General features: G+C 44.1%; 11 protein-coding genes and 1 pseudogene. 7 read left to right on the top strand and 5 right to left on the bottom strand.

What is annotated here, in order from left to right; all coding sequences use genetic code 11:
* Positions 1 to 7 precede the first annotated feature (7 nt).
* The 5 genes and pseudogenes from RS881_RS08175 to RS881_RS08155 form a co-directional block, all read right to left on the bottom strand.
* Complete coding sequence (locus RS881_RS08175) at positions 8 to 205, bottom strand: hypothetical protein (RefSeq protein WP_315820623.1); 198 nt, start codon at positions 203 to 205, stop codon at positions 8 to 10.
* Positions 205 to 657 (bottom strand): Wzz/FepE/Etk N-terminal domain-containing protein, encoded by a 453-nt coding sequence (locus tag RS881_RS08170; protein ID WP_315820622.1) that lies wholly within the window; start codon positions 655 to 657, stop codon positions 205 to 207. The genes RS881_RS08175 and RS881_RS08170 overlap by 1 nt, the downstream gene beginning before the upstream one ends.
* Before the next feature lie 153 nt (positions 658 to 810).
* Positions 811 to 5,796: a fibronectin type III domain-containing protein gene (locus RS881_RS08165; RefSeq protein ID WP_315820621.1), complete on the bottom strand. Its 4,986-nt coding sequence runs from the start codon at positions 5,794 to 5,796 to the stop codon at positions 811 to 813.
* Between the two features lie 188 nt (positions 5,797 to 5,984).
* Positions 5,985 to 7,091: pseudogene (locus tag RS881_RS08160) on the bottom strand (fibronectin type III domain-containing protein); the annotation flags it as partial.
* Positions 7,092 to 7,637: 546 nt separating this feature from the next.
* The gene (locus RS881_RS08155; protein WP_315820620.1) at positions 7,638 to 7,991 is read right to left on the bottom strand and encodes a hypothetical protein; all 354 of its coding nucleotides are present in this window, start codon (positions 7,989 to 7,991) and stop codon (positions 7,638 to 7,640) included.
* Between the two features lie 512 nt (positions 7,992 to 8,503).
* Between RS881_RS08155 and RS881_RS08150 the strand changes: the two genes are divergently transcribed.
* The 7 genes from RS881_RS08150 (at position 8,504) to RS881_RS08120 (ending at position 14,005) form a co-directional block, all read left to right on the top strand.
* Positions 8,504 to 9,706 (top strand): glycosyltransferase family 2 protein, encoded by a 1,203-nt coding sequence (locus RS881_RS08150; RefSeq protein ID WP_315820619.1) that lies wholly within the window; start codon positions 8,504 to 8,506, stop codon positions 9,704 to 9,706.
* Positions 9,707 to 10,158: 452 nt separating this feature from the next.
* Positions 10,159 to 10,515 carry a response regulator gene (locus RS881_RS08145; protein ID WP_315820618.1) on the top strand — a complete coding sequence of 119 codons (357 nt, stop codon included), beginning with the start codon at positions 10,159 to 10,161 and terminating at the stop codon, positions 10,513 to 10,515.
* Between the two features lie 39 nt (positions 10,516 to 10,554).
* Positions 10,555 to 11,166: a hypothetical protein gene (locus RS881_RS08140; protein ID WP_315820617.1), complete on the top strand. Its 612-nt coding sequence runs from the start codon at positions 10,555 to 10,557 to the stop codon at positions 11,164 to 11,166.
* Entirely contained in the window at positions 11,112 to 11,723 is a 612-nt protein-coding gene (locus tag RS881_RS08135) for a sugar transferase (RefSeq protein WP_315824397.1), read from the top strand. The genes RS881_RS08140 and RS881_RS08135 overlap by 55 nt, the downstream gene beginning before the upstream one ends.
* A 116-nt stretch (positions 11,724 to 11,839) precedes the next feature.
* Positions 11,840 to 12,643, top strand: coding sequence for a glycosyltransferase family 2 protein (locus RS881_RS08130; RefSeq protein WP_315820616.1), 804 nt, complete (start codon positions 11,840 to 11,842; stop codon positions 12,641 to 12,643).
* 300 nt (positions 12,644 to 12,943) lie between these two features.
* Complete coding sequence (locus RS881_RS08125; protein ID WP_315824396.1) at positions 12,944 to 13,321, top strand: glycosyltransferase family 2 protein; 378 nt, start codon at positions 12,944 to 12,946, stop codon at positions 13,319 to 13,321.
* Positions 13,322 to 13,339: 18 nt separating this feature from the next.
* Positions 13,340 to 14,005 (top strand): hypothetical protein, encoded by a 666-nt coding sequence (locus RS881_RS08120; protein ID WP_315820615.1) that lies wholly within the window; start codon positions 13,340 to 13,342, stop codon positions 14,003 to 14,005.
* The last annotated feature ends 175 nt before the right edge of the window (positions 14,006 to 14,180 follow it).

The following is a 14,180-nucleotide window of genomic DNA, read 5'->3' as shown; positions in this document are numbered from 1 at the left end:
TCCAGCTTTACGGCCGACTCCTGGTTACGTACCCCATAAATGCTGTTAAAAAGCGGATAAATTGCTGCCCGATGGTATTGGCAATAAAAGCCGATAATTCCGGATTTTCGGACCGGCAAAGGATCACGAGATAATCTGTACGATCGGCCCGGGAAATAAAAAGTTTGCCTTGCAGGTATTCCGGGGCATACCCGTATAGGTACATCAGGTCAAATACCTTTTTTCTTCAGGATCAAAGGGGTTGAGCAATTCCATTGCCGCCACTTTGCGGCGTAATATCTGTTTGGCCTGTTCAACATTGACCAATTTATAGGTATCGCCCCTTTTTTGTTCCTCATTGAGATTGCGGAAAGGTTTGAGGTCTTCCAGGTCATGCAGCAAAACCTTATAAGCAAGCATACCCATCACCTTGGGCGATTTGAAAGTTTCAATAACGTTATTAAAGCGCAGATCAATTTCGTAGATATTCAGTCCAGCTTCTTCCTTAATACTCACTTTTTGCTCCATCGTAAAACCTGTGGAATACTGAGCAACTGACCCATAGGTTTTAGGCTGGAAAAGCGTAAATACAAAACCCGCTACCAGGCCCAATAAAGTGCAGCCCGCAATGATCCATTTCTTACGTAGCAGCGAGTACAATAGATACAACAAATCCATAAGGTTTCTTTTTTGTGTGTTTCGAGGTGAAAAAGTAGCAAAAAAACCGGGAGACCATAATGGTTTCCCGGTTTTTGATTTAAGATGAAATGCTTTCGGGAGGCGAAGTGGGCCATCCATCGAGGCAGGCTGGCTCACCTTTTATCCATAAGGCTATTGATTAGCCTTTACCATTTTACTTACCTGTACCGGTTTTCCATTTACATTTAAAGTAATCATGTAGATACCAGCGTTCAGGTTGGCACTGCCTGTATTAACACGCAGGGTAGTATAACCTGCCGTCAATTTGCCAAATGCTTTACGGAACACCAGTTTTCCGCTAAGGTCATACACATCCACACTTACATGATTATCAGCAGCAGTATTGTTAAAATCAAGACTGATCTGATCAATGAACGGATTGGGATACATTCTTCCTTCCGATACCTCATGACCAGCTACCTGGGTATTAGCGCGGGCAGCCGCATCATTGGCCACAACTGCAGTAGATGTACCAGTTACAGGATTGGATACACTGCGATTCAGTACAGAACCACCTTCGGGAACATCATCATACGCCTCGATTACCAAACCACCATTGAAGCCATAAACTGCCTCCTGAGTAGTAGAGAAATCCAGCAACAGTTCGCCATTAGAATCGGCCTGCACATCCCCAATGAATACAATCTTGGTTGAGTTCATCCAGGAGTTCAGGTATACTGTTCTTCCATTGATCGTATAAGTACAAGTATAGTTACCTGCAAACCAACCATTGGTGCTCATACTACCAAGGAATCCGATGCGGTAGCGTTTGGCCTGGTTAAGACCCGTCAGCTTCATCTGTGATTCTTGGGTATTATCGATCCAATAGTTAGACTGAAGTACCACATCTGGTGCAATACCTGAATTGTTACCGGTGATCACGCCAAAGTTATTATCGCCATTCATTACTTTCTCTATGCTCAGGGAGATACCAGTAGGTTGATTTGACTGGTTGGGCAGGTTAGAGAAGGTGAAATTCTGAGTAGGCAATGCAGCCAGGTTATACCAGGGTGAAGATGCATTGTACTCGGTAGCGAAATTGAAGTTCACAAAGGTAATAGCTGATGGCGTAATTGTTTTACCAGCATTGCTCCAATCAGTATAGGCAGCACCAATCTTAGCACGTACACGGTACCAATATTTCGTGTTCGGGGTAAGGCCCGCACTGGTATAGGTAGTTGTATTGGCTGGCAGATTAATTTGAACTGCTGATACAAAAGCAGCATCTGTGGCACGCTCTAACTGGAAGGCATTTTCATTGTTAGTCCTGTCTGACCAGCTCAGTATCGCACTGTTTCTGTCTTTAGGTTCTACATACAAGTTAACAGGGTTCAGGTTAAGACCTGGCGTAAACTCTTCCAGTTGAACCGCCGTCATGAACATATAAGTAGCACCAGCCACCCTGCTCATATCTACCGTGATCACACCGCTGCTAGGCGTCAGGTTATTCAGGTTGGCTGTTTGATTGGTATTGTAACGGGCATTGAGTGTATCCACTTCACTACCAGCAACATACCGGGCAGAGGCATCAAGACCTTCGTTCTGGGTACCAACAATTACCACATTGTAGCGCTTGCTGTTATCCAGACCCGTAAACCGGATGGTACGGGCCGTATTGTTATTATCCCACAAACCGCTCTTCATTACCATATCATTGTATACGCCTGAGTTATTACCAGTTTGATGACCGATCGGAGAGATACCTGACCATCCATTTACCAGTTGGAAACCAATAGCTGTAGTAGCATTGTTTTCATCCTTCAGGTTATTGAGCGTCGTCCCTGCATTACCATAACCTATGATATTGTTCCAGGGAGCTGCTGCATCATCACCGTAGTTACCAAAGTTCAGGTATACTGAACGGGTGTTTTTATCAGTTACCGCAATGCTCACCTCAGTGGTCACTTCTGCACCCTTGTCATCCGTTGCTTTCAACGTGAAGGTAACATTACCCAGGTCGCTGGCAGTAGGCGCAGCAGTAAGCCTATAGTTATTACCACCTAATGATTGCAGGGTAACGTAAGAAGGCTTGTTTACAATTGTAACAGTAACAATATCACCAGGGGTATCAGTTACTGTGAAATCATCCTGATTAGTACCGTCTGTTTTCAGCGCCATGCTGGCAGCCAATCCTGCAATTACAGGTTTGTTATTAGCTGTTGTAACAGCTACTGAATCACTGGATGCACCAATACCATGATTGTTAATGGCTGTTACATAATAGTAGTATTGTGTAAATGGCGCCACAGCTTCATCGGTATAAGCGTTGGCATCAACATCCAGTGTGCTCAGTAAGGTATAAGGACCTTCTTTTGTGGCAGCACGATATACTTTATAAGCATACTCATTATAAGACTTATCTGTCCAGTTCAGTTTCACACCCACACCGGCTTCAGCTGCAGCCAACAGGTTGGCTGGTTTGGCTGGTGTTGTACCGTCATCATATTGTGCATCTATTACCAGTGCATTCAGGGTACCACCCACACCCGTATTGGCATCACCGATCATGGTAATGATCACTTCTCCGTTGGTAGCAGGCTGTACCTGATAAATGGTATCTGTAATATTAGCATTCATATAGAAAGGAATGACAGCAGTTTCATTACCGATCTTATAAGTAGTGGTTGAAGTAGGCGTGGTACCGCAGAAAGTACAATTGTTGCTACCCATGAAAATGAAATTGTATTTCTTGGTTACATCCAAACCATACACCCGCAGGCGCAGGGTATCTGCAGCTACACCACCTTGCCAGTAGAAGCCCCAGAAAATACCATCTTTCATTACATTATTGGGGAAGACGCCACCACCTTGTACACCGGCATCTGAAGCACCATAGGTACCGTTAAGCAGGCTAATACCAGCCGTAGTAGTAACACCCTTGGTGTTTTTAAGACTACCCAAATTAAAGGCCCCACCTGATGATGTTTCTACATCATTCCAACCAGCGCCGCCGGCTGTATAGTACTTCATATTCACCTGGATGGTTTCGTTGGGATCCTTCTCGGCCACGTCGATCGTAATGACTTTAGTAGCCCAGCCACCAAATCCATCATCCACCTTCAGTGTCATAGTATAAGAACCACCTGATGCCAGGTTGGGTTGCAGTGCAACAGAAGCACGACCATTTCCACTGTCTACCAGTGTAGCAAAGGAAGGTTTTTCAACGGCAGTCCATACCAGCGTTCCATTGTCGTCATCATCATTAGCAACCAACGCAATTGACCGCGTTTCACCTTCATTCATATTTACATTGGCAATGGGGCTGATCACAGGCAGGTTATTACTGTTCACCTCCATATTATAGATGATGGTGTCTTTTCCACCAAAGGCATCTTGAACATATACGGTAATGGCATAGGCGCCCTGATCGGCAATCGAAGGAACCGACACAATATCTATACTATTAGCGGAGGTTCCTTGTGCAGACACAAATTGAGGCAATGTCCCTACGGTAAATGTCATTGGATCACCATCGGGATCATTTGCTACTACTTTTAAAGTATGCACGGTATTGTACCTGATGGTAAAGTCATTGACATAAGCAAATGCAGGAGCCGTATTGGGCGTAACCACGCTGATCTCATTGCTGAAATCTGATGGTAAGGCGATACCCTTAGCCCGTACCTTGTAATAATAGGTAACATTGGCAAACAGGGTAGTATCAGAGAAACTGGCCTGGGCGCCTGCGCCAGCAGGTATGGTAGCTACCACACGATAGTTGGTATTATTAGAGGTAGACCTATATATTTCATAACCAGTTTCATTGTTTGCATTATCATTCCAGGTAAGATTTACTGTAGTAGCAGAAACCGGAGTTGCTGCTAAAGCAGTGGGGGTTGCAGGAGCCGAAGGTGTAGGCAGGGTAGTGTCGCTGGATGGCGCAAACGTTAAGTCCACCAAATGACCGATCTCCTCTGCCACCATGGCGCCATTCACCACATAGATATCATCGATCTGACCGGCGAAATAGTCATTACTGCCTGCAGCAATATTGAAGGCATTGTCGCCCGCAGCGCCTGAATAACCGATCCGTGAATTATTAGATGCAGCGGCCACAATACTTGTAATATTTATGGCATTATTAGCCGCAACCTCTACTCCATTGAGGAATACTTTCAAAGAGTTCACATTGTAAACAACCGCTACATGATTCCAGCCACCGCTAATCCAATTTGTATTAAACGCTGTATTGCTGGCAGTGGCTAAAGCTCTTACTGCATTACCAGATGTGGTGCCACTGGAAATACCAGCTTGCAAAACACCACCCGTAAAGCGTAGGGCGATACCATTCACATTGTTACCGAAATCAAAGATCACTCTATTGTTGTTGGTAGAGCTTGGTTTGATCCACATAGCAATCGTACGTTGGGTATATCCACCATCGCTGGGGAAACCACCACTACTGCTACCACTTACAGTAGCATATTGGTTATTACCGCTCAGGTTCAGCGTATGGGAACCTTCTTTGGGGCCCGTGATACTATAAGTAGCATTTGTAAGGGTAAGTGTGCGGGTAGCATTACCATTGGCATCCGCATTGCTGTTGTTCAATTTCCAGTTTGCCTCGGTATAATTGCTTTCATATATAGACTCACCGCTAAGACCAATGGCCCTTATTTTATAGAAATACTTGGTATTGGCCAATAAACCCGAATCAGTATAAGAGGTACCAGGTACGGTAGCAACCTGGGCATAGGTGCCGGTTGGGCTGGTTGAGCGTAATATCTCAAAAGCATCCTCATTGTTACTGTTATCAGTCCAGGTAAGGTTGATCTTAGCATGAGATACTGCGGTAGCTACCAGGTTGGAAGGAGCCGCCATGGAAGGAGGCACCAAACCGGGGCTGTACAATACGCTGCTCGGAATGGCTTGCTTGGAAAGACCCGCATTGTTTTGCCAGCTCCATGCTACAGAAGCACCGCTACCTCCCTGGAAGTAAGCCAACGCAATAGGATGCATACCAGCAGTCAGGGCAACACTGGCCGTTTTACAGGTAGCACCATGAGTACCATCATGGCTAATAAGAGGGGTATTTGAAAACCCATAAGCCTGGTCGATGTATAACTTACTACCATCATCCGAACATATTTCAAATGTATAAGTAGCAGTAGTAGGCACATTGATATACCCTTCCCACAGGAATCCATAATTATCATTGCGGTTCTTAAGTGCAATATCAATATTAGGTGAATTGCCAATTTTACAGGCGACAGGGTATTAAAGTTGGGCAAGTTGGTCCAGGTGCCTTCATAATATTTATATCCAATCGTATTAGATACGAGACCTGTATTGATAGTAACCTGGTTGCTTGCTACTGAAAGATTGCCTACTGCATCACGGGCTTTTACAGTAATGGTATATAGCTTATTGCTATCCAGGTTGGCTGCTGTAAAGTCTGTTCCGGTGGTAGTGTAGGTTTTAACTCCATTAAGGAAAATGTCATACTTATCTACACCCACATTATCAGTAGATCCTGTCCAGCTTAAGTTCACATAATTGCTGAAAGTACTGAGTACCCTCAGGTTGGTTGGGGCTGTGGGCGCGGTATTATCCACTTCTGTTTTAACAGCAGCTTCATTACTTACAATAGAGGCTCCGGATGCACCTACAGCACGTACAATAAAGTAGTATTGAGTATTCGCCGTTAATCCTGTATTAATATAGGTAATTACATTCGGAGCGGTTATGGTAACCAGTTGATAAGGTCCGCCTGGATTGGTACTCCGGTAAACTTCAAAACCCGTTTCATTTTCCCCGGCATTGGGGTTATCACTCCAGTCTAACTGAATGCTGGTCAAAGAAACTGCCGCAGCACTTAGGTTCTTAGCAGGTTCTGGTTTGGGGCTACCACCGGCATTGATCACGGTAAATGGATTGGAAGGCAGGGCGCCGCAACCAAATTGTTCTACCACTTTAGCCGTATAAGTTCCTGAGCTGGCCGAATAAGTAGACTCGGTACCTACAACTGTAGCTCCTTGCAACCATTGGTAAGAAACATACCCCTCGGGAAGTTTCAGGGAAACGCTGGTACTACCATCTGGAGCAGGCAATACCTTGCTCTTCACACCATTAACCTGAATATCGGGTGTTTGGGTAACAGGCTTAGAACGAATAACGGCCGGTTTGGGTGACCAAACAGACCAATTGCTTGAAGCAGTTCTTTTGAAACGAACACTGTAAGTACCAAATGAATTTACAGTGATCTCATTTCCCACATAATTTATAATAGAAGTACCATCAACGATATTATCTACTGTTGTATTGGTGGTTGTAGCAATAGTAACACCATCCTTTTGCCATTCGTAGGCATAGAAACCATCAGTAATACCCAGCTTTACACTGATAGGATCGCCCGGACAAAACTCATCACGTCCGAAGAATACCAATGGATTGGCTTTGTGGGCAGCATTCATAAATGGCAGGAAATCGGGCTCATTCCAATGTGTTGTCCAAACGCTGTGACCAAGATCAGGATATAAAGTATACCTGATATTGGCGCCTGCATCTCTCAAACCAATATATACGCTTTGAGCAAAGGCAGGATTGGGATTGGAATCTTTACCGCCAGTGGCAAACCAAATAGGAATGTGTACAAACTTACTATAGTTGGTAGACCCCGTTCCAGCAGCACTGGGAGCTACAGAGGCCACGCGATCAGGATATTCAGCGGTCATTGACCAGGCAGTAGCACCACCATTGGACAACCCGTCAACAAATACCCTGTCATTATCCATACGCGCATATTTCACCAAGGAATCCAAAGTCCTTAAAACAAGGTTATAGTAATTAGAGTAAGGAGCAACACCCCATGTACTGGAGCAGGAAGTGCCCGAGTTAACCTGGGGTAAAATAAAAATCCGTCATAACTATTATTGTCTACTCTGTCTTTAAAGAGCTTACCACCATGGGTTAGCTGCCGTTCGTTGTTATAAACGCCGCCATTAGAAGTACAACCCGGTTCACCGGCACCATGAAAAATACCATGAGGGGTATTTCTTGCTGGCACTATCGGGATTGGTGTAGCTTTTGGGGAATTTCAAACGGAAGCACATCTGAGCACCACCGATATTAATGAAATAGGCTTTATAGGATGTAACATCCCAGGAGCCGCTCCCCGTGCTGATCCCATTGGAAGCAACGCTAACCCATTTTTGCAGCCCGGCAATGCCAGGATTGGGGTTAGTAGCTGTACCTAAAGTCGCAGAAGAATTCCAGCGCACGATAGGGTCAGCGGGATCGAAGACGTTTTGTGCTTGCAGCATGGCAACACAAAACAACACACTTGTTGTGGTAAGAAGTAGTATTCGCTTCATAATACGCTATGGTTAAAAACGTTAATTCAGTTTGTAAAAAGCTGATAAACGGCTTTAAATGAGGATATGTTTCCCGGACTTGTTACAGTAAAGGAGGCATATTGGAGATGACTCTAGGATGGTTTTGTCTAAGAATAATGAGGTAAAACACAGCGGGGCTTTTCTATGGGATATTTGGTGTGAGGCTTATTGGAGGTAAGCGCAAAAGTAATAATCTTTTCTAAAAAGCGAAATTATTTAACTAATATATTGCGGACAATAACCACTTGTGGGTATTTTTGACACTTGTCAAAGATTGTTTACAAAAAGAAGATCCACCCTTATTATTACTACCCTCAAAGATATATACATAGCCTCCGGATTGCCTAATATGCCCTATATGCTTAACGACTGCATAACTTCAAACCAGTAAATTCTTATCATTTAGTTGACCAGGATTAACCCGGAATTGGAAAAAACAGAATAATATTGCGCCCTGATCCCGTATGATCTTCTAAAGTGTGGTAAAGACAATGAACATAATTTTCTGGATTAGCCTATTCCTAATTTTCTATAGTTATGTAGGCTATGGCATACTGGTGTGGATCATCGTAAAGATAAAGTCGGCAGTGAGTGATCGACAATTGGCAGTCGGCAATCTGCAGTCGGAGAATCAATACCCTGCAGTGGCGCTCGTAGTAGCCGCCTATAATGAAGAAGATTTCATACTGGAAAAAATACAGAACACGCTGGCCCTGGATTATCCCAAAGACAAGCTGGAACTGATTTTCATCACAGATGGCTCCAATGACAATACCCCGTCTATTATCGGCCAGTTTCCAGAGATATTGCTATTACATCAACCAGCCCGCCAGGGTAAGGTAGCTGCTATGAATCGTGCCATTCAGCAGGTGCAGTCACCCCTGGTTATTTTCTGTGATGCCAATACTTTATTAAATACTGCCTGCATACGGGAGATCGTAAAGCATTATGAAAACCCGCAAGTGGGTGGCGTAGCGGGTGAAAAAAAGATACTTCAGCAAGGAAAAGATGCCGCAGCGGCAGCCGGAGAGGGATTGTATTGGAAATATGAATCCTTCTTGAAACGCCTGGATTCAGATCTGTATACAACTGTAGGAGCAGCCGGCGAGCTCTTTTCGGTCCGTAAATCCCTGTTTGAAAAGGCGCCGGAAGGAACGATCATCGAGGACTTTGTACAGTCATTAAAACTGGTGATCAATGGTTATGTGGTACGCTATGAGCCCAATGCCTATGCTGCAGAAGCTCCTTCGGCCAGTATCAAAGATGAAATGAAACGTAAGGTACGCATCTGTGCCGGCGCCTTCCAGGCCATGGTACTCTTGAAAGAACTTTTTAATATGTTCAAGTATCCAGTGGCTTCTTTCCAATTCATTTCACACCGCATTCTACGGTGGACAGTTTGCCCAGTAGCCCTGATCATTTTACTCCTTAGTAATATATTGATTGTAATCATGGAAACAGGTGGCTTATTCTACCAGTTGGTACTGGTATTGCAAGTCATATTCTATACCATGGGTATTACGGGCTGGATCTATGCAAGTCGCAATATCCGTCTCAAAGCTGTCTATATCCCCTTCTATTTCCTTTTCATGAACCTCTCTGTATTCATTGATTCAGTCGTTTTCTACGCAATAAGCAAACTGTACTATGGGAAAAAGCAGCCCGTCAAAAGGTTGCGTAGTAATACGGAATAAAATAAATACCACGTAACGGGTATTTGAAATTCAACGGCAAATAGTGATTTTTGCCATATAATAAAAAGATAATAAGGGCAGAAATTTGGTTTATTAGTTTTTGTTGCTACTTTTACCGGCGAAAGTAAACCACTCCCTCTTAGTTCAACTATCCTTTGGGAAACGGCTCAAAGCCAAAATGAAACGATAGCAGCTTATTCTCGATCCCACAAATCCTTGAAATTCCCCTGTAACCTGATCTCACCATCAGATAATCCACATACCATCCTGTAAAGCTTGTTACGTGAATGCGTACAGCTTGCCTGTTAATTGAATTGTTCAATACCTCTGTGAGCCATGTTAGTCCAAAAGCATGCCTGTTGAAAAATTGCGATTTTTCTAAAGCTTAACTTATTCCCTGCATGAAAAAGCAAATACTCGCAATTGATGACAGTAAGGCAATACGTTTTTTGTTGCAAACTGTACTCGGCAAAGATTATACGGTGGTGACGGCTCCTGATGGTTGTTCAGCTATGTATTGGCTGTCCAAAAGAAACTTGCCCGATCTTATTATTACAGATGCCCAGCTTCCTGATATGCAGGATTGGGAATTAATAGAACAGCTCACTTCCAGTGGCATTTATCGTGATATTCCCTTGATGGTAATATCTGCACTGGATAAAGCACAGGCAGATGCAAAATGTCAGGAATTTGGTGTGGCAGAAAACTTTACCAAACCTTTCAATCCCGTTGACCTTATGAATGCAGTTCAGCGGATTATCAATAACGATACAAAAGTGGCTTCAGCGTATGTAGCGCACGCCAGTTAATTCGTAGTACAAGCGTTTTTAATCTCTCAACCTTACTTTATGGAACTAACATTTTTACACGGCGAAAAGACAACGAAGAGGGTTTATAAACATTTTACCATCAACTCCCTGCCTGCTGCCTCCGAAACAACGGAACAGCAGAAGTTGGAGTTTTTCTACATTGGCAAAAAGGCTGATAATATCAGCAACCTGATCAATGCTTTTGAAAGTGGTTATGCCGCTGAGTCCGTAAGTAATGCAAAATCCATGTTAAGGCGCCTCCTGAATAATGCCAGGAATATTAGCCTGCCCGATATCATCATTGTAGAAGCGCCTGTGGCTATTGAACATCTGCGCGACCTTCACCTGTTTCTGCTGATGCACAAACCACTTGCACCCATTCCGGTAGTTGTTGAGGGTTCATATGCCCAGGCAGCCGACATTGAGCGCTTCAAAAATTACAGTTTCATTGATGATATCATCTATTTGAAGAACTATGACCGCCAGCGCCTGCTGGGTAAGGTAAATTTCCTGAAACGGTTAAAACACAAACTGGTTCACGAACACAATACCAGTTCTCTCGAAACTGCGCTCCAGGTTACCTCCCAAGCAGTCCCATTCTTAAAAGAGCTTTTGATATATTCATCTCAGGCACCCTTTTACTGGCATTAAGTCCCCTGTTCTTATTGATTGCCCTGGCCATCCGCCTGGAATCGAAGGGCTCTATATTTTATATATCTAAAAGAGCGGGCCGTGGATATAAAATATTCGACTTTTTCAAGTTCAGGACGATGTTTGTAGGCGCCGATGCGAAGATCCGTGAGCTCTCACACCTGAACCAATACAATGCGGGCGAAGCGGGTGCCATGTTCTTCAAGATCAACAATGACCCCCGTATTACCAAAGTAGGCGCTTTCCTGCGCAATACCAGCCTGGATGAATTGCCACAGCTCGTCAATGTACTGATAGGCGATATGTCACTGGTAGGTAACAGACCACTGCCTTTGTATGAAGCAGCCTCGCTGACCACTGACGAATGGGCAAAACGTTTTATGGCTCCGGCCGGCATGACAGGTTTATGGCAGATCAAGAAAAGAGGAAAAGAAGATATGTCTATTGAAGAACGCCTGAACCTGGATATTGATTATGCCGACAGGTTTAGCTTCATGTATGACCTGTGGATCATGGCCAATACACCATCGGCCCTGATCCAGCGCACGAATGCCTGATGTGAATTAAACAATAGTTCCCGCCGCAGAGACGAGCGCATTTGGTATATGCTATATACTGTATGCAATGCCTCTGCGGTTATTTTTTAGTAGCTTACCACATAAAAAGAGACCACATGCGAAAGGATCAACCTTTCATATCTATTATTACCCTGAACTATAACCAAACTGATGTAACCTGCGATTTCCTGGCTTCCACCCGCAACCTGAAGTACCGGAATTTCGAAATATTGGTTTGTGATATGGCGTCAGCCATCGATCCCAGTGAAAAGATCCTCGGCGGCAACTATCCCAATACACGTTTATTATTAAGTAAAGAAAACCTGGGCTTTGCCGGCGGCAATAACTGGGGCATGCGGCAGGCTACGGGCGATTTTATGTTCATTGTGAACAATGACACTGAAGTGACGGATAACCTGCTCGATGAATTACTGAAACCCTTCTATGAGGACGACTCGATAGGCGTCACCTGCCCCAAGATCAAATACTTCGACATGCCAGATACGATACAATATGCCGGTTTTAACCCCATGAACAATTTTACGGGCCGAACTACGGGCATTGGCACGCTGGAACAAGATAGAGGGCAGCATGATATTCCCGGCATCACCTTTGGCGCCCATGGTTGTGCCATGCTGGTCAAAAAACGGGTGATTGACAAAGTGGGTATGTTCCCCGAAAAGTTCTTCTTGTATTATGAGGAATGGGACTGGTCGGCAAGGATACTAAAAGCTGGTTTCAAAATATGGTATACTCCGGCTGCGGTCATTTATCATAAAGAATCCCTGAGTGTGGGCAAGGCCAATCCCATGAAAGTATATTATCATACGAGGAACCGGATCCTTTACATGAGGCGCAATGCAGGATTTTTTTCCTTTGTTGGTATTTACGCTATATTTCAGCCTGTTTGCGCTGCCTAAGAACACGATCGGTTACCTGGCGAAAAGGCAATTTACGCACTTGAAGTTCTTTTTGAAGGGAGCTGCCTGGAATCTATACTCTTCCAGCTATTCGCAGGTTTGAGGAAGGTATTGAGGCAGCATGGCATTGAGTAATGAACATTGAAAACAGACCACAAACATGATCCAACAGCTATTACATATTATTTTTTTAATCCTATTCATCTATTTGGCTGCTTATACGGTATACTTTTTTATAGTAGCGATCATGGGCAAATTGCACCGGCCTAAAACTTACCAGCCCAATCCCGCTAAAAACGCATTGCCGTACTGATCCCCTCCTATAAGGAGGATCATATCATTATCAATACGGCCCGTAAAGCAGCAGCCCATGACTATGCTACGGGTCAATTCACGGTGTACATAGCTGCCGATCGTATACAGCCCGAAACGGTTATCCAATTAAGGGCCATCCCACAGGTAGAGGTATTGGAAGTGCATTTTGAATTGGGTTCTAAAGCCCGCTCGCTCAACAAACTCTTTAACTGGATCCCCGAAGGCAAACATGAAGTAGCCATCATCCTGGATGCAGATAATGTTATGTTGCCTGGCTGCCTGGAAAAAGTAAATGCAGCCTTTCAACAAGGGTTCCGTTCGGTACAATGCCATCGCATGGCAAAAATCTCAATACGCCGGTAGCTGTATTGGATGCTATCAGTGAAGAAACAAATAACCATCTCTTCCGCCGCGGTCAGCGCGCCTGGCTTTTCCTCCACCACGATTGGTTCAGGAATGGCTTTTGAATTTCAAAAGATCAAGGAGATCTATGATAATCCCGCCATTTTAGGCAACCCTGCTTGTGACCGTGTGGTGGATTTTGAAATGATGAAAGGCGATATCTGCATCGAGTTTATTGAAGATGCTTATGTACTGGATGAGAAAGTAGGCAATAAAAATGTATTTGAAAATCAACGTACCAGGTGGCTGGAGTCGCAGATCATCCACCTACGTTTGTTCTTCGATAAGAAAACAGGTTATCTCCCCAAAACAAAGGATTATTGGAATAAGCTTTTTTGTAATATGGCCGCTCCCCGGTCATTGTTCCTGGTAGCCCACTTCCTGGCATTTGCCTTATTTGTGGTGGAATACCTTACTGGCTTTTCCATTTTGTCACCTGCTTATAGTTGGTGGTTTGGGCTGATAGTTATTTACCTGCTCACCTTTATCATTGCCATACCGGGTAATTTCTACTCCTTTCAAACTGTACGGGCCCTCGCGCATATCCCACTAATGTTGTGGTCTATTGTAAGGGCCTTATTCAAAATGAAGGTTGATCGCAAGGAGTTTGTACATACTCCCAAAGCATTCACACAAGATCATTAAATCAATATAAGAGGCAGTAGGTACTGTCGCTTTTGATTTATAAACTGTATACAAATCCCCACAACCCAGTACCAGCAAGCCTCCCCGGAGATCTCAAAACGCATCTTCTTGAGATATGTCAACCTCCTTTATACAATTTTCTGTTTGACAATTATCAAAATATCAATCCAGGTAT

Origin of the sequence: Paraflavitalea speifideaquila, assembly GCF_032395985.1 — a bacterium.
Classification (GTDB): Bacteria; Bacteroidota; Bacteroidia; order Chitinophagales; family Chitinophagaceae; genus Paraflavitalea; species Paraflavitalea speifideaquila.
This window is presented reverse-complemented; position numbering and strand designations above follow the sequence as displayed.